The sequence below is a fragment of the Algivirga pacifica genome (assembly GCF_039543525.1).
GTDB lineage: Bacteria > Bacteroidota > Bacteroidia > Cytophagales > Flammeovirgaceae > Algivirga > Algivirga pacifica.
Map to the genome: position 1 here is coordinate 17,496 of NZ_BAABJX010000036.1, position 17,982 is coordinate 35,477.

The window sequence follows — 17,982 nt, forward strand, 5'->3', positions numbered from 1 at the left end:
TTTTCATTAACAGTATACGGACGAAGCGATAACCGATAAGGGATAAATTTGTTAACAATCCCCCCTCTGCCTTGCTCATTATCCTCTGAAAATAGATTATCAACGATACACTTAATAAACGATCTATTTTCATTACTATGGCACATTGTGATCTCACCTATCAAGTCGCTTTAAGTATGCTCTCCGGCATCGGTGGTAAACTTGGCCGACAATTAATCAGCACCTTTGGTTCTCCTAAAAAAGTGCTAGAGGCCTCTTCACAAGAACTTATAAAAACCTCCTGCATAGGCCCCAAGCTATCACAAAGTATTATACAAGAACGATATGACGTTTTAAGAAGAGCCGAAAAGGAAGTTCAAGCTTGCACCGAAAAAAATATCAGTATTTTATTCTATACAGACAAAGACTACCCTTCCCGGCTCAGACGATTGGCTGATGCGCCTATACTGCTTTACCAAAGAGGAGAGACAGATCTCAATGTTCACAAAGTCATTAGTATTGTCGGCACCCGAGCTGCAGATCAATACGGAGCAAGGATTATTCAAGAATTTCTGGAAGAGCTTCGGCAACTTGAAAAGCTTATAGTGGTCAGCGGAATGGCTTACGGCATTGATATTATGGCACATAGAGAAGCGATCAAGCAAAATATTCCTACTGTAGGCGTAATGGCCAATGGGCTAGATATCATCTACCCCTCCGTTCACAAGAATACAGCTATACAGATGGTCAATACCTCTGGTTGTCTACTTTCAGAAAATCCACTTGGTACGACTCCCGATGCCAGTAAGTTTCCAGCCCGAAACCGTATCATTGCCGGAATGAGTGATATCGTACTCGTCGTGCAAGCTAAGAATAAAGGAGGAGCATTGATTACGGCAAGCTTCGCCAATCAATATAACGTAGAGGTTGCTGCTGTACCTGGAAACATACATGCAGATAACAGTCAAGGGTGCCACCAACTGATCCAACAGCATCAAGCCCACTTGATTACTTCTGCTCAGGAACTTTGCACCTTAATGAACTGGCAAGAGGGGCCTCCACAAGCTATTCAAAAGAAATTATTCATAGAACTATCTCCAGAAGAAGCGTTAATCCATCAACACTTATCTCAAAAAAGTATGCATATGGATGAGTTGCTTTCATGTACTGAACTCACTCCCGGACAGTTATCTAATGCACTTCTTCAACTAGAGTTTAACGGTATTTTACAGACACTACCTGGGAAAAGATACATCCTTAAATAATGATAAAAATAGAGTAGAGGTGTGCTTATCCAGCATCATTGACTAGTGATTGCTAAGTAAACTTATAACTGAGAGCTACTTTCAAACAGTTGAAGGAGGAAGGATTATTATCCAGAGACTCCTATACCTTTATCCTTCTTCCTTCCTCCTTTATCCATTTGGAAGTAGTCCCTTTATTTCTATCAGAAAACTTAGCGTTTAGACCACTAGTCATGTAACTATAGTCCATGAAGACAAAGCATTGTCTCCACCTTAACAATTCCCTTATAACCAAATCCCTTTCTTTTTCGTTTATAATTTATACTTTGTTAAAGAAGAATTTGACAATATTTGTTATTGTATTTCCAGCAAATATCTATTAGATTCTACACAATGGTCAGTTTTTAAACCCTATTCACCTATGGATCATTACTACGGACAGCACATCTTTATCAGTAAAGGAGTATACACACACCACGGCATTGGACTAGGCAATGGTAAGATCATTCATTATGCAGGATTTTCTGAAGCATGGGAAATCGGGCCAGTAGAAATCATTACCCTAGATGAATTTACCCTAGGTGCTGAAGTCAACATTAAAGTATACGAAGACCGTAAGTTCTCTGAGCATGAAACGGTGGAAAGAGCCCTTAGCCGATTGGGGGAAGATGGGTATACCCTATGGGGAAACAACTGTGAACACTTTGCATCCTGGGCTATCACTGGTGCCCATAGTAGTGAACAAGTTACTATTGCGGGTGTATTACTCACGATCAGTACCTTCGTTATAGGTGCTGCAGGCTATGCGGCCACTGCATATTTAGGAAAAGTAGCCTCCAATCAAAAAATAGCTCCTGTTCCAACTAAAAACAATCACTTCTTACGCAGTTTGTTGGCTCCTGAAAAAGTTTAAGTACTTACCTGGAATCCCCTATTCTCGTGCATAACGCTATACCACATAGGTAAATTATGCTTTGCACATTCATTACATCTTGATCTGGACTGGAGGCTGGAGCCTCCAAAACGCTGTTGGGTCGTAGGTGAAACCTACGACCAGTTTTATGTTTAATGGAGAATGAAAAATTCTTCATTCTTCATGCTTCATTCTTAATTATTATTTATCACTGACTTCCTAAAGTCAATATCTCCCAACTTCAACAACTCCATTTCTACAAAGAAGGAAGTTCCTACTCCTTCCTCTGTTTCAAACCAGATACTACCTCCTGAGTGCTCTACCCCTCTTTTAGAGATCGCCAATCCAATACCTGACCCTGTAGATTTTGTGGTAAACTTAGGCGTAAAGACTTTTTGCTGAATATCTTCTGGAATACCTCCCCCATTATCACTTACTTCTATTTGTACTTTCCCTGCCATATTGACTCTTAGAGATAATGCTATTCGTGGTTGTCCTCCTTCATCCACAGCCTGAATACCATTGATCACCAAGTTAGAGAAAATACGTCCCATCAGCTGTTTATCTCCCCTTACATAATAAGCGCCATCCGGAATATTCTCTACGATTTCTGCCTCATTCTTGGATTTAAACAGAATAGCTGTTTGTCGCAATACTTTAGCCACATCAAACTCTTCTTCCTTCGGCAATGGCATCGATGCATATGTAGAGAAGGACGTCGCTATATCAGCTAATGTATCTACCTGATTAAGCATCATATTCAAGGAGCGTTCAACACGGTGATCTTCCTGACCGCTCAATACCCTTTGTAACTGTTGCAACGTCAATCGCATTGGGGTCAATGGGTTTTTGATCTCATGCGCTACCTGCTGTGCCATATCCCTCCAGGCCGATTCTTTTTCGGTCTGTGCTAACGCTTTTTTACTTTCTTCCAGATTGGCCAACATTTGGTTATAGGCGCCAATCAACAAACCAAACTCATCCCTTACATGATAATCCACAATCTCGTTGCTATGATTCAAGGATACATTACTGATCTTCGCACGAATCAATTTCAATGGCTTCAATAGTGACATGGACACCAAGAAAAGGAATGGCAATAAAAGCAATAACACCACTGTAAACACCTGAAGTACGGTGGATAGCACCTCTAGTACCTGTCGGTCTAATTTATAGGCAGATCGAAAGAATGGGATACTAAAGAACCCTAGTACTTTTCCTCCCTTATACTCTTTGATTCCAATATATACCGTATTATAACTTAATGCTCCTACGTGTTCCGAGAGCATAATCTTATCTCTCTTGGATTCCTTAATCCCCGCATATGCCTCTGGATGTATCGTCTTGGAGAGTAAGGAAATCTCAAAAAGATAATCATCGCTACTTCCCACCAAAAACCCTTCTTCATCGAAGAAATGAATATCTGACTGTACCACCCCTGAAATATCATAGATCTTATTCTCCAGGTCTCGTTTAGAGATCTCTCCTTGATGATATTTCAATACATCTTCCTGCAAAGACGTGGCTACGCTTTGCGCCTTATCATAGTAAATGTTTCGTTGCTCCTCACTGTTTTGAGAGCTCATTACGGTTACAACCACAATACCCACAACAATAATTGGCATAAAGAAAGCGACATTCAGGTATAGCTGTATCTTCGTAGAGAAGTTCACCTCATACTCTTTAGGCTTACTCATGTAGTTGTTTAGTGTGTAGGTCGTCAAGAACACGAACATCAACAACAAGAACAGGAAAGAAAAATCAGCATATAGCGTACTCAACGGCTGATCGGGTACCGATACAATGATATGCTTGTCGATGCCATCCGGTTTACGGATATGGTTATATCCGTCATGCTTTAACTGTAACCTCAACAAATGTGGGTTATCATCATAACGAAAAGTCTCCAAGAGCGCATTGGCATAGTTGTATTCTCCAAAACTATACACCAATTCCCTACGAAAGTAAATTGCATAGCTAAACTCCTTTTGCCATGCACTTATTTTTCCATTCTTCAGGAAGAAATGGTGGGCATTTCCATAACTAAAACGCTTAGCCTTCAACTTCACCAATACATATCCTACTTCCCTAGGCTCTCCTCGCTCATATACAGGAACCACACAGATATAACTCTTATTCCCTGACACCTGATCGTGCTTGGCAAAAATATAGTTCCTGATTCGCTCTGCCTGAGAGTTCATAAAAGGCTGTACCTCTTTCTGTAAAGGCTCTACTCCTCCACCTATCGGCAATTTCAGACTATTATAGAAAGAGACACTAATGTCATATTTTTCAAAATACTTATTGAAAAATAGCTTCTCCATCAAGCGATCCCTCTCCCAGTTGCCGACATTCTGTTCAATAAAATACTTAGGTAAGTTTCTATCGTTACGAATTTCTTCTACTGCCTCTTCTAGTCGAAACCCGATCATCTCTTCATTATCTTGCAGCTCAGAAGCAAAATCACGCATCGCATTGATATACTCTGTTTGCTTATACTCATAACAAGTATACGTCCCCATCATCGCAAAGGCCGCAGCACAACTCAAGATATAGAAGAAGATCGTATAATCTCCAAAAACAATCCGCTTAGGTAAACCCAAAAACGTGATCCCCGCAAAGTAAATCGCATTAATATTAAAGACCACCATACTCGTACTTTCCTGAAAAAGTAATAGGAAAATAAAGTAAATAAGGGTTCCTACTCCAAGGGTCACCATGATAGACGCCAACGGCAAAGTCTTTAGCATCAGCTTGGACGCCAAATGGCAAACCCAATAATAAATAGCCACATTGATCAATAACAGGCTTATTCCCAATATGTAAAGGGAGTTATCCAGAATACTGTCATATACTGAAAAAGTAAGTCCTGACTGCTTGAAAAAGTCTAGTTGTATATAGGCCAAATAATAGGCTACTGCAAAAGTCGAAAACACTAGAGTTCCTCCCAAGACCTGCTTCTGTACAGAGCTTAGAAGCATCACCTTTCGAACAGGAATCAGATAATTAAAACTACGGGAAACGTAGATGATAAGTACCAATAAGAATAACTGATTCAACACTGTACCTGCAGCTGTAGAACTCATGGAAAGCAAGCTCCATTTAGCAGGCTTAAACACCTCTAAGTGCATTTGTTCATAAGGCCAGTCCCACCAGGAAAAACTAAACTTCAAAAGGGCTAAAAGCATAAATAGCCCTAAAAACGTCCTCCAGTAATGCTTATTTCGGGTAAGGTGCAAGCCTAGCTTGATCAACTCCCAAATCAACAATGCAAACCCTGTCAGGCTCAGAAGCATTACCGTCCAATTGAGGAAGCGATTGAAATAAGTCCCCTTATCCATTGTCAGGGTAAAAAGGTATTTCCGTGTCTTTGTCAGAATAGGATATCCCTCAGCCTCTTCCGACAGTACTGTGATCCCTACATCTTTACTGGAAAGAAAAATTCTTGGATGGGGCCCTTTAGGTAGGTAAAGGTTATTCACCTGGAAATCATAAAACAACGGTAGCAATGCGACAATATCATACGCATCGTCATAATGTCGAAAGCTGGATTTCCTCACTAAATAAAGGGCACTCCCTATACGGATACATCTTTCCAGATAATATCCTTTGATATCCTCATAACGTACATTGACATTATGATCGGACCAGAATACAATTTGTTCGTTGTTATTAAATACGTAATAAGATATACCATACCCTTCCGAAGACGTATCTTCCAAAAGGGCCGTAAAATTCACCTGTCCTTCACGCTTAATACTTTGCTTAACATCCAAAATGCCGTCGCGCATCTTATCCGATACGTCGTGCAAGTTACGCTGCACCTGAGCGGCAAACTCCTCATGATTATTTTCTTGCTGAATCAATTTATCCGTCAGAAAAGCTGCCAACAGAAAAAAGATGGCTAAAGCGACTGATAGATATGACTTCTGCAGTATACGATATATCATCCTCTACTCGATTGATTTATAAGGATATTCAAGGGCAAAAACCATACAAAAATAGCCAAAGAAAGATTGATAGACATCTTTTTTGGCTATTAAATGAATTTTATATAAAAAAATTAAGAAAACCTTTATTTAGACACGTCCCAGGGCTTGGTTAATTTTCTCTCTGTATAACATATTCTTACGACTGCTCCTATACCACATAAATGCTACCACTGCAATAAGGATATAAGGAATAGACATCAGGTAAAGGATACCCGAATTCAGTCCCGCCCCTACAGAACTACCTCCTGAACTAATATTATTTTCCACTGTCGCTCTACACATCGCACATTGTGCTGCTGCTTGCTGTACACTTCCCAATGTCAAACAAAGGAAAAGTAGAAATTGTAAGGCCTTGTATTTCATTGCTTATCGTTTTTTTGGTTAGAACTGATAAAATGGACTAATCATCAAGTAAACCACTACTCCTGAGATTGCTACATACGTCCAAATTGGCCATGTCCACTTCACAATTTTCTTATGTTTTGGCCAATTGCTTGTCCATGCATAATACATCGCCAACAACACTAATGGTACCACTGAAGCCGATAATAGAATATGAGATAATAAGATCACCAAGTACACTCCTCTAGGAATTGCCAAAGCAGCCAACTCCTCTGCGCTTACCAATAAATCGCCATTAAGGTCTCCATATTTGGTTTGTGGTCCAAAGAAGTGAAATAACACATAAGATACCAAGAAGAGAGATCCCAGAATAAAAGCAGATACCATAAAGGTCTGATGCCAATCCTTCTGCCCTTTCTTAATCGCAATGAATCCTGCAATCAAGCAAACCGCACTACCCGTATTAATCAATGCATTCAAATGAGGCAATATCGCAAAACCACCAATCTCCGCATTTTCTTTAGGCATAAATAATAAAATTGCCACCACCACAGGGATCGCTACGGAAAGTACTCCGATCACCCACATCGACAAACGCTCTTTTTTCTCTAATGTTGACTCCATTGCCAATTTTTAATTATCAATTTTCAATTATTAATGATCAATTTTTAATGAGTAGTTCCCATTATAATCACTGTTCACTGTTCACTGTTCACTGTTCACTGTTCACTGTTCACTGTTCACTGTTCACTGTTCACTGTTCAAAATTAATCATCGACTAGATCCTATCCAAAGAAATCTTGGAAATAGCCTATTTCTTTTATCTATAAGTCTTTATAGCTCTTGTATTTATTTCAGAACAATTATCTATCGTCTGCTCAATTAACTGTAGTGGGAGTATTTTTGTTGTCAATTACTTATTCATTGAGCGAGGACGCTCAATTTATGTTGAGGTCGTAACGTGGACGTTACAACTAGCGGCGGGCGACCACATGGAGTCGCCCCTACTTTTTCTTACTTCATATTCTTAAAAAATATTAAAAAACAATCATCGTCAATAAAAAAAGTCTCCCTTTTCAAAGTATGGCATTTGATTTGATATGTAAAAGACAAAAGCAGCAAACGTAAATCATAGCAATGAGAAATAGTTAGTTTTTGGGTTACTAAAACAGGTGTTCGATGGATGCCTGTTTTGTTGTTTTATAGCCTTTTTTAATTTTCAATGATCAATTTTTAATTTTTAATAATGGATTATGATTGGCTGTTAAGAAGCTAACATTGATAATCCTTCATTAAAAATTCTCCCTCAAGCTTTCCGGCAACTCTGCCAGTAAAACCGCAAACTGAGGATTATCTGGATGATAAAACACCAACTGTCGCTCCCCCTCTTTGGGCGCATGCAAGCTCTTCATCTCATATTTCCTACAGTAGAACTCTCCATTTATCTGATACTCAAAATGGACCTCAAAATGCCTTAACATGGATTTAAACAAAGGTTCTGACTCAAAAGCATCAAATAAATTGGCATACGTATAGTGTTCTAATGAAAGCAAAACCCTTAATCGCTGTACCTTCCAATACCCTAACCCTATAATACTCCAACCCAGTATAGCGCATAGCAGGGCCCACTGTCCCCAAGACAAGTTCACTCTATTGTCTTGCGCATTAATGACCATATTAATGGAAGGATCTCCGGAAAGGTACTTCACTGCCAACAGGCTCCCTTCTTCCCATATTGGCATCGCGGTAGCTTCATAAACTCCTTGTATGGGTTGATTTTCAGCATCAAAAAAATAGTAGCTATATCCATACCCCCATCCATCCTTATAGGCTATCGGATAAACAACATCAACTGTTGCTGTCATAATACTAGAAGGGAAGCAACGAAGTCTTAATGCATCACGATTGTGAGAGGAACATAACAGAATGATAAAAAATATGATACTCAACAATAGGGATATCCCTCCCCACCTCACATAAGGAGAACCTTTCAGTAACTGCCATTGCTCTTTACGACTTACCTCCATACTTCTAAAAAAACAGTGCTTAATGAGAAAATTGTCTTATCCTTATAAATTATTTAATTTTCACTTGTTAACAAAACAAAGAGAAGGTAGTAATAATTCTGTGAATGGGTTGCTAAACATTTTGCAGTATAGCAATTGACAGAGGGTGATAATTTTCAATGATCAATTTTTAATTTTTAATAATGGGGTATGATTGGTTGTTAAGAAGCTAACATTGATAATTGATAATTGAAAATCCTTCATTAAAAATTCTTATTACCTTTGCGGATACCCTTTACGTGAAAAGGACGAAAGAGGAAATCATAAATCACCATGAGACTAGACGAAGTATTAAATAGTGGAGAAAGCATCATTGCCTTGGCTACGGCTCCGGGCAAAGCTGCCATTCACGTACTCAGAGTATCTGGCACGGATGCCATTGCGATCACTAATCAGGTTTTCAAGGGAAAAGATCTGGAAAAGCAAAAGGGACATACGGCCCATTTTGGTACGCTGAGAGATGACGACAACAACATTGTAGACGAAGTATTGGTCACCGTATTCAAGGGACCCCATTCTTATACTGGAGAAAACACCGTAGAGATCTCTTGTCACGGTTCTGAATATATTGTACAAAAGATCCTGAAACTCTTCTCTGAGAAAGGTGTTCGCTACGCCAAAGCGGGAGAGTTTACCAAGCGTGCCTTTATGAATGGCAAACTTGACCTGGCACAAGCAGAAGCCGTAGCCGACCTCATCGCTTCCGATTCTGACGCTAGCCACGATGCGGCCATGAACCAGATGAGAGGGGGATTCTCCAGCGAGATTAAGATGCTGAGAGAAAAGCTAATTCATTTTGCTTCCCTTATCGAACTGGAGTTAGACTTTGGAGAAGAGGATGTAGAATTTGCAGATCGTGATGACCTGAAAGCGTTAATCTACGACCTACAAAAAGTCATCAAGGCATTGGTGGATTCTTTTGCGCTAGGTAACGTCATCAAAAATGGTGTTCCTACCGTTATTGCCGGAAAACCAAACGCTGGTAAGTCAACACTATTGAACGCCTTATTAAACGAGGAGAAAGCCATCGTATCCGAGATTGCCGGAACTACCCGTGACTTTATCGAAGATGAGATCAATATCGGAGGAATTACTTTCCGATTTATTGACACCGCCGGACTTCGCCATACTGAAGACAAGGTTGAAGCTATAGGCGTAGAACGCTCTTACCAAAAAATGAAAGAGGCTAGTCTTATCCTCTATCTGTTTGATGCCGCCAATACCGACTTTGAGGAAGTTCGTGCAGAAGTAGATGAGTTGAGAAAAATTGGCACTCCCTATATTCTTGTGGCCAACAAACTCGATCTGGTAGAAGGACAGAAACTGGACGCTGCCTTTTCGGTTTACCAAAAAGACCTAATCGAAATCTCAGCTGGACAGAAAGATGGTATTGAGGAGCTAAAAGAAAAAGCCCTTCACCTGGTCAAGGCAGATGAGTTCCGCACCGGAAATACGGTCGTAACCAATGCCCGCCACTACCAAAGCCTGTACGAAACCCAGCAATCCCTGGATGAAGTACTGCAAGGGCTAAATAATAATATTACGGGAGACTTCCTGGCACTGGATATCCGTACTTGTCTGCATCATTTAGGTGAGATTACGGGAGAAGTGACAACAGACGATCTACTTGCGAATATCTTTAGTAAGTTTTGCATTGGCAAATAAATGCACAAAACACTATTAATCATAAACCCTTGAAAATAAGTATTTTCAAGGGTTTTCACATTCTCCCTCCACTGCCATAAAACTGCACTCTCCCCTCCTACCTTCTCCACTGTTTAATCCTCTCCCCACTAAAAAACAGTGAACCTATGAAATGGATATACCACATCCAGAACAATCAGATATGGAAAAAGAATGACACGACAGGTATACAGTCACTTTTGTTACGTCCCGTATGGGAAGATGATGACAGAATCTTTACCGCAGGAATTATTGATTTCAATATAGTATCTGTAAAGCAATTACAGCGCATCCAAAAGATGCAAAGGGCACGACAAGCTGAGCAGGTACGTATCGAAGCTATACTCCATAAAATCAGCAACAAAGAATACCTTATCGAGAAAACTATCCTTAATAAGGATAATGAGACCATCTTACTGGACAAACCTTTTATGTATGTACAAGAAGATTTTAATCTAAAACAGCTATTTGAATGGTTAAAAATCTATATGCATATTCATCGATACCAGTGTAGTGAACTGGAAGCAACGGACTACAAAAGCTTTGAGGTGGATATGTATCCATTGCTTCGGCTATTTCGTGAGGGGAAGGTCGAACGGTATGAAGCGCTGTATGGGAAGGAGTGGTGGAAAAAAGAAGACTGGTATAAGCCGGGAATGGAATGGGTACATCAATTGGTAAAAGGGGGTAATAAAATATCGTAGTGCTATGAGTTGGTACGCTATAGTCTATGTGAAATAATAAAAGCGTAGCATCAAACTGCTATAGGTCTCAGACTGTAGTCTGAGACCAGTACCCGTCAGTCTTAACTACACGAAGAGTACGCCATATAATAAACTCAACAAAATTACTTACCCCAACCTCCCTAACAACCACTGTTGCCTTACCTTTTCCTGCTCCAAACGATTCTCTCTTTCTTTGGCACTTAGGTATTCATAAAACAATGTCTCTTCTTCCGTTAAATACTGTAGTTGCTTGTAAGGCTGTCGTGGAGCAGTGACTTGCGCCTCTTCGTGCGCCTCAAAGGTCGCCCGATCCATACAAATGGAAGTAAGCGTGGGAAAATAGGCACGTACCCTATTCAATATCTCAAACCCTGCCTGATCAATATCGCCCCAGTAATAGAGCTTTTTATCCTGTAGCCAGTGGGCATTTTTGAGTGCGCCTACTCCGAATCCTTTTCCAAAAATGGCTATCGCTCCCTGTTGACTTGGGAGTGTTAAAAAGTTCTCGATATTCTTGAGGCTGGCTTTATTTTCTATAATATAAACGGTAGTACAAGGAAAGTCTAAACGATTGAATTCTCCTAAGGGAATACTAAAATCGCTGACTCCAAAGGCACTAAATTGTGCTATCAACTGCTTGTCCAGGATACGGACTCTGATCAGGGGCTCACTATACAAGCAACGGTATCGGGGGGCAAAATCTGTAGCGTTAGCATCTATGGCTTCTTCTGGCAACAGAAAATCCAATAAGCTTTTCAGCACGCCCTTATGGTTTTCAATAAACTTGGTATCTACCGCAATAGGAAGCTCACGAAGGTAATAACGATAAGGAACACTCTCGTTCATAAAGTAATCAAGTACCTTCAGGATTCCCTCCCATGCGGTTTCTTCTATCAAGGTATGGGGAGAATGACTGATCCAGTCTTTCAATTGAGGATAGGACTGCAATAACAGAGAAGTTATTGAGGTAAAAGTCTTCCACTCTTTTTCTTTTTTGATCAGGAAAAGTAGGTCCTCCAGCGTATCGATCGTGATTTGCTGGGGAAGAAACTGCTCCCCTACCTGTACATTATTGACCGGAGCAATATGGAGGGTATACCCCTTTCCCTTTTGTATCTTGCTCTTGTCCATCAGTTCCTGCATCTCTTTTTGAATCGTTGGCAAGTTCTGGCTTAAAGCTTTGCTACTGATCTTTTTATAGCGCATCACCAAAGGAAAAATCGCTTGCAGTTCATCTGAAAGATAAGCCTGGAAGATTCGTTTTTTGTTCCATTCTTTATGGAGCCATGATGTAATTGTGGGGATTGTGGGTAAAAAATTATTCATATTGTATTCATAGATAGCGTACTAGAAAATGGCTTTGTTGAATCGTTGAACCGTTGATTCGAGTTGAACTGTTGATTGATGTATATATATGTACTCATACAACAAATCAACTCGAATCAACGATTCAACGATTCAACAAAGCAGATTGGTATTATGAGTCACTTATTCAAACCTAATGACACTATGACCTGTGTCCATATACCTTATCGTCCATTGATAATTTTTCCACCTATTTTCTCCAAATAGCTTTTCTCTGCCGCCTGTTTTTCTTCTATGTATTCCTTTTTTGTCATATCCCTAACGACTGACTCATCACCCATTTTGGAGACAAAATGCACGCCGTCAATATAGTTTTCAATTACGCTGATCTTCTGTAGGGGGGTAACGATCAACAATTGTAGCCCCAATTGCTGGAAAAGCTCCAGGGCATACTTGGTACTTTCATTGGAGCCTTTTCCGAAGGCCTCGTCAATCACAATGAAGCGGAAGCTCTGCGCCTGCTCCTCTTGTGTGTTCAATCCATACTGATAGGCTAGTGCTGAAGCCAAGATGGTATAGGCCAACTTTTCCTTTTGTCCTCCTGACTTACCGGCAGAATCCTCATACCGTTCTTTTTCAACATGGTCTGCAATATACTTTTCAGATGCTGAAAAATGGTACCAGTTCCGAACGTCCGTTACTTTTGCAGTCCATCGTTTGTCTTTGCTTTCCTCGCTTTTGAAACGATCAATAATAGCCTTTACCTTTTTGAAGCGTTCCTCGTTGAAGTTTTCCTCCTGTGTCCCCACAATACCACTTAGACAATCCTTCAGCTGTCGCATAAAGTCCCTAATCTCTGCGTCAGGGTTTCTCTCTGTGTTCAGGGAGATATAGGTATTGGCTCCCTTATCATAGACAATACCACTTAGAGATTGATTAATATCCCCAATACGTTCCTTTATTTTTCCCTCTCGGTCTCCCAGATGGGTATTGAAAAGCGTTAATCCCTGTATGGTTTTTTCTTTGAGTTCCTTGCGGAAACGGGTCTCATGCCTTGGCAAATCATCCTTCTCGATTTGTTTTTTGATACCAATAAAATCGGGAATGGACTCAATGCTCACGTCCATCTCTGCCACCAGCTCCGGATAAGCGCCACTGATCTGATTCATGGCTCCAACGACCTGACTCATCAAGGTACGTTGACGATTTCGATTGGTTTTGCCCATTTCTCCCAATAACAACCGTACATCATAAGGACGCACCTCTCCCTCTTGTTTCTTCTGTAGTTTGGATACTTGGTTTTGCAGCAAAGGAAAGTATTTCTCTCGATCTTGCTCACGAACTCGCTCCAGAATACCTTGTTGCTCCTGTTCCTTTGCGATATGCTGCTGTCGAGCCGTTTGTAGTCCTCCAAGGGTTTGAGAAGTAGCTGTTTGCTGCACTCTAAGTTCTTTTAAGGCTTGGTTGACTTGCTGTAGTTGCTCTTCTAATGCCTTAAGCTTATCGGTATGGGCAGAAAGGTGTTCCTGTTCTTTTTTGAGTTGCTGCTGTTGATGGTTGATAGGCTGTAGATCAATCGCTGTATAATCCCCAAAGAACTGTAGCAAGTTCTCTAGCCCACGAATATTATTCGCAAGGTCCCTCTTTTTCTGCTGTAATTTATCCGCTCGGTTTTGCAGCTGTTGCAGGTTCTTCTTCAGTTGCTCTACATGCTGTTGAATCAGTGCAATCTTTTCTTTATTGGACCATCCCAGGATATAGTTACGGACATCATCAATCTGCGTACGATCATCCTTTTCGTGCATACTATTTCCCCTCTTAATACTTCCTTGAGTGGTAATCGCATGAGTCGCCCGATAAAACTCCTCCATATTTGCCGCACATTGATAATCATAGGAGCGGATCAATTGATGTTCAATCCAATCAGCATAAGGGTTATCCTCCCGCTTGATTTCCAACTTATCGATCACCGCATATGGATGCACCGACTGTACCCCTATCGGAAGCTTGTAAAACTCCTCTACTTTATAATAAACCAACTTCCCTTGCAGGTGGGTCGCATTGATGGTTTTGCTTACCTGCTTGTACAAACGTTCCGGCACAATCATACTTTGTCCAAAACTTCTCAGCAAGCGCTCCAGACTACCTCTCCAATCCACCTCTTCCTCCTTTACCTTGATCAGTTCCCCAATAAAAGGAAGCTCCTCTTCCCGAAGGGCTAGCTTTTCAGCAATCCGTTTACGCAAACGAAGCATTTTATCCGGGATCAGGGTCGGTCGCTTTAACAAAGAATCCAGCTCCCGGCTTTCCGTATTCAACTGTTGCTGCTCTTCTCGCTGCTGTGCCTGCAGTTCCATTAATTGCTGCTCCAGCTGTTGCAGTTCCTCTTGTTGCAACTCCTTACGTTGCCCTGCCCGTATCTTGTTTTGCACAAAAGTAGACTCATTGATCTGTGCGAAGTCCTGTTCCAATACTCCATTGGATAAGATCAGGTATTTCTCCAGTTCTTTGGCGGTTCGGATCCGCTCTTTTTCCAACTTGTCCAGCTCCTGTCTGATTTCTGCCAAGCGCTGCCCTCCATTTTGCATAATGGCCGCCTTGATTTGATCCCTTTGCTGGTCAGTACTCTCAATTTGCCCTTCTAAAGTCCTCAAACGTGTTTGCTGTTCCTCCAGTTGCTCTTCCACTTCTGCCAACGCTTTCTGTGCTTTCTCAATAATCTGTCGGGCAAAAAAAGCATCAATATAGTCCATGAGCTGATCGAGCTGTAACTGCTCCTCCACCAGCTGTAAATATTGCGTTCCCTGTTCCTCTACCGGCAATAGTAATTGGAGTTGTTTTCGGGCGTTTTCCACTTGCTGATGTGCCCGTTGCAGGTTTTCATAGTTCTTGATCAGCTCCTCTATTTGAGATGCTATCCCCGCTCCCTCCAGCATTTGCTCACGCACAAATGCGGTCAGGTTGCCTACAGACTTCATAGAGACCGTCTGATAGAAAAGATCCAGTACATGAGATGTACGAATCGACAAAAGCTTACGAAAAGCCAATTGATATTCTGAGAAAGACTGAAATGTCTGTACCTCTTCCAGCTTTCCCAAGCGCCTCCACAAGTTGCCCAATTGCTCTCCAAAATCCTGAAAATGCTCACGGATCGTCAGCGCCTTCTCCGCCACAACATAACGCCTTTTCACCTCCTGTCCGACTTTCCAGAATACCTGCGCTACCGTATATGCTCGTTGCTCATCAGCAAACACCGCCAACAAAACCGTAAAAGGTGCCTCACTTCGGAAAGCCTGTGCCTTGGCTTTTTCTACCTCATCACCTTGCACCCGACCATAATGTCCTTCTACATAGGTTTTGAGCGTTCGTTCCTGTCGCTCAGCTCCTGCAGCCTTATTAAATACAATCTTTTGGTAAGGCACCAACAGCATGGTAATGGCATCCACCAAGGTAGATTTACCCGCTCCAATGTTCCCGGTCAAAAGGGTATTATTTCTATTTTGGGCGATACGGTAAATTCGCTGGTTGAATGTTCCCCAGTTCAGCACCTCAATATACTGCAGCCTTGTCCCCTTGACACGCTCTATTGATTTGTCATTATTCGTCATGTCCGCCATGTGCTTTGAGTTTTTCCAGTAGTTCTACGATTTCTGCTGCCGTGATTTTCGCCTTTAATATACGCTGTATACCATACGTCTTTTGGTAGCCTTTGACCTCCTTCAGGAATCCCAACTTATCGACCGCATTGATGGCTGTAATCACTTGCTTCCGAAGCTTGGTTTCATCCTGTCTGCTCGGCATATACCCACTCATCTCCGTTACAATCTCCTCCTCCGAGATCACCGGCATACTGAGAATATCCCTTTGTTCCTCATCCAATAATCTTTTTCTAAGCAAGACCAATAGTAAGGTCGTGTTATAGGTCAATGCTCTACGCTCCAGTAAAGGGGGTAAAGCCGATGATTGCTCCTCTTCCTCCTCCAGTTGTTCTTCTTTTAGAAAAGCATATCCGTGTTGCTCATCCACAAACAACTGCAGCCCAATTTGTCTGAAGTACTTACTCATCGTATTCCGATGGTCCAGAACCGTCAGCCATAGCTTCTCATTTTCCTGATATATTGTCCCTTTCAGCAAATGGATTAAAGCTGCCGAATAGGCGGTATTCATCTTGTCTTTCATATGCGTTATCGGTTAAATATCAATGCAGGCAACTCAATCAGGTAGCGCTCCCCGCTTTCCTTATTTTCTACCAGAATCTCTTCTTTTTCTGCTTCCAGTACCGTTGCAGTGGTCATGGTCGTCCCGATTTGAAAATAGGTCAGCACTTCCGTCAATCCTTTTTCTACGGGGTATTTTGAAAGAATTTCTTTTAAGGAAGCCTGAGGTACCTGTTGTAGCGCCTGCCTTATCCTATGTCTCAATACCTCCTCATCTACTGCCGAAGGATCAAACAAATTGGATACATCCACAGGCTTGGGTGGTTTCAGAAGGGCGTCGGCATTGATTTTTGCCACTTCCTTCGGTTGCCAGAGTTTCCGCTCCATCGCACTATTAACCATCGCCTTATCCATCGTTAAGTGAAAAAATGCTTTTTCTTCAGGAGGGTTTTCCTTGGAGAGTAATACTTGTTGCTCTACCTCACGGATCAATTGGCCTATACGCTTATTCTCCAGCAAAGACTGATCTTCAATGTAGCGTTTCACTTGCTCAAACAAGAGGGAGTTATTCTTATGTACCCGCTCCCCTGCCCGAAACAATAGTCGATGGAAACGCATAAGAGGTTTCAGCTTATCTTCCAGTTCCTGTAAAGCAGGCAGGTCTACAATTTCGTGAATATGGTGCTGCAGTTGTTCCATCTTCTGATGGGACATCAACAATCCCCAGAACGCCTGAAAGCTCTTGCCCTGATCAGAGTGATAAATAAAGTCGTGCTCCTCGAAGATATCGTCCAGTACGGCCCCCTTGGCCTGCTGGCTATTGACAATTTTCTCCCGGGTCGTTTCATACAACCCCTTGAAATTAGCTTCTACCTCCTTAAAGTCATACAATAGACGCTTGATGGCATCGTCCACCTCAAAGAAGCGTTCCCTTACCTTGGTCTCATCCATCTTGAGCGTAGCCCCTTCCCGTATAGCTTCCATCTCCTGTTGCAGTGCCGCTTGCTGCTGCTCCAACAAGGCCAACCGCTTCTGAGGATTTTCCGTATTTCGAGTCGACAGTTCTTCCAACATATCCAGGATCATGGTCAAGCGCGACTCCGTTCCTACAAATGCCTTTTGCTCCAATCCTTCTAACCATTGCAAGGCTCGTTCTGCCGCTGGCGTCAGCTCGTATACCGGCTCCTGCTCATAACTAATATAGTAATGGGACAAATAACTCGCTTCGGTCCAATCTTTCAGGTAATCAATTTCTTTCTTAGGAAAAAGAGGTTTCTCTTGCCCCTGATTGAGGTCCATCAGGTGGTTGGCCAACAACTCCACCGCCTGACTTTCTGGCAACTGTAATTCTCCCGCTTCTTTGAAAGCCTTAAAAAGAAAACTGGCTACCATCGGCATATTGTTACTTCTCAACAAGCGTAAGGTGACATTGTGCTCTGCGTAAAAAGATAAAGTGGAGTAGTTCATCATTTATTGCTTAGAAATGTTGGTAGGGTAAAAATAGGAGTTTAGAACGTAAGGGAGGTACGTTTTCTTCTCTCGTTTTGTTGAGGCGGCTTGCGCCGCTGGTTGAGTG

At 41.7% G+C, this 17,982-nt stretch carries 12 protein-coding genes; 4 read left to right on the top strand and 8 right to left on the bottom strand.

Annotation, left to right across the window (positions count from 1 at the left end):
• The first annotated feature begins 137 nt into the window (after positions 1 to 137).
• Together dprA and ABD985_RS12155 are read left to right on the top strand one after the other, a co-directional pair.
• A complete protein-coding gene (dprA, locus tag ABD985_RS12150; RefSeq protein ID WP_345372099.1) occupies positions 138 to 1,244 on the top strand; it encodes a DNA-processing protein DprA in 1,107 nt (368 codons plus the stop codon).
• Positions 1,245 to 1,644: 400 nt separating this feature from the next.
• Positions 1,645 to 2,136: a lecithin retinol acyltransferase family protein gene (locus tag ABD985_RS12155; RefSeq protein ID WP_345372101.1), complete on the top strand. Its 492-nt coding sequence runs from the start codon at positions 1,645 to 1,647 to the stop codon at positions 2,134 to 2,136.
• A gap of 194 nt (positions 2,137 to 2,330) precedes the next feature.
• Here the strand turns inward: ABD985_RS12155 and ABD985_RS12160 are convergent, their stop codons facing one another.
• The 4 genes from ABD985_RS12160 to ABD985_RS12175 form a co-directional block, all read right to left on the bottom strand.
• Complete coding sequence (locus ABD985_RS12160; protein WP_345372103.1) at positions 2,331 to 6,086, bottom strand: sensor histidine kinase; 3,756 nt, start codon at positions 6,084 to 6,086, stop codon at positions 2,331 to 2,333.
• A 129-nt stretch (positions 6,087 to 6,215) separates the two neighbouring features.
• Positions 6,216 to 6,491, bottom strand: coding sequence for a hypothetical protein (locus ABD985_RS12165; protein ID WP_345372105.1), 276 nt, complete (start codon positions 6,489 to 6,491; stop codon positions 6,216 to 6,218).
• Between the two features lie 18 nt (positions 6,492 to 6,509).
• Positions 6,510 to 7,094, bottom strand: coding sequence for a DUF420 domain-containing protein (locus tag ABD985_RS12170; protein ID WP_345372107.1), 585 nt, complete (start codon positions 7,092 to 7,094; stop codon positions 6,510 to 6,512).
• A 668-nt stretch (positions 7,095 to 7,762) separates the two neighbouring features.
• On the bottom strand, positions 7,763 to 8,497 hold the full coding sequence (locus ABD985_RS12175) for a hypothetical protein (RefSeq protein WP_345372108.1): 735 nt from the start codon (positions 8,495 to 8,497) through the stop codon (positions 7,763 to 7,765).
• 312 nt (positions 8,498 to 8,809) lie between these two features.
• Between ABD985_RS12175 and mnmE the strand changes: the two genes are divergently transcribed.
• Together mnmE and ABD985_RS12185 are read left to right on the top strand one after the other, a co-directional pair.
• The gene (mnmE, locus tag ABD985_RS12180; RefSeq protein ID WP_345372110.1) at positions 8,810 to 10,201 is read left to right on the top strand and encodes a tRNA uridine-5-carboxymethylaminomethyl(34) synthesis GTPase MnmE; all 1,392 of its coding nucleotides are present in this window, start codon (positions 8,810 to 8,812) and stop codon (positions 10,199 to 10,201) included.
• A gap of 146 nt (positions 10,202 to 10,347) precedes the next feature.
• Positions 10,348 to 10,923, top strand: a complete 576-nt coding sequence (locus ABD985_RS12185) for a hypothetical protein (RefSeq protein ID WP_345372112.1) — start codon at positions 10,348 to 10,350, stop codon at positions 10,921 to 10,923.
• Between the two features lie 147 nt (positions 10,924 to 11,070).
• On the opposite strand, the gene ABD985_RS12190 is transcribed toward ABD985_RS12185, so the two are convergent.
• The 4 genes from ABD985_RS12190 to ABD985_RS12205 all read right to left on the bottom strand — a co-directional run bounded on the left by ABD985_RS12190 (position 11,071) and on the right by ABD985_RS12205 (position 17,873).
• Positions 11,071 to 12,270, bottom strand: a complete 1,200-nt coding sequence (locus ABD985_RS12190; protein WP_345372113.1) for a Wadjet anti-phage system protein JetD domain-containing protein — start codon at positions 12,268 to 12,270, stop codon at positions 11,071 to 11,073.
• Positions 12,271 to 12,473: 203 nt separating this feature from the next.
• On the bottom strand, positions 12,474 to 15,866 hold the full coding sequence (locus ABD985_RS12195; RefSeq protein ID WP_345372115.1) for an ATP-binding protein: 3,393 nt from the start codon (positions 15,864 to 15,866) through the stop codon (positions 12,474 to 12,476).
• Positions 15,847 to 16,428, bottom strand: coding sequence for a DUF4194 domain-containing protein (locus ABD985_RS12200; protein WP_345372117.1), 582 nt, complete (start codon positions 16,426 to 16,428; stop codon positions 15,847 to 15,849). Before ABD985_RS12200 ends, ABD985_RS12195 begins: the two co-directional genes overlap by 20 nt.
• A 5-nt stretch (positions 16,429 to 16,433) precedes the next feature.
• A complete protein-coding gene (locus tag ABD985_RS12205) occupies positions 16,434 to 17,873 on the bottom strand; it encodes a DUF3375 domain-containing protein (RefSeq protein ID WP_345372119.1) in 1,440 nt (479 codons plus the stop codon).
• Positions 17,874 to 17,982: the final 109 nt, after the last annotated feature.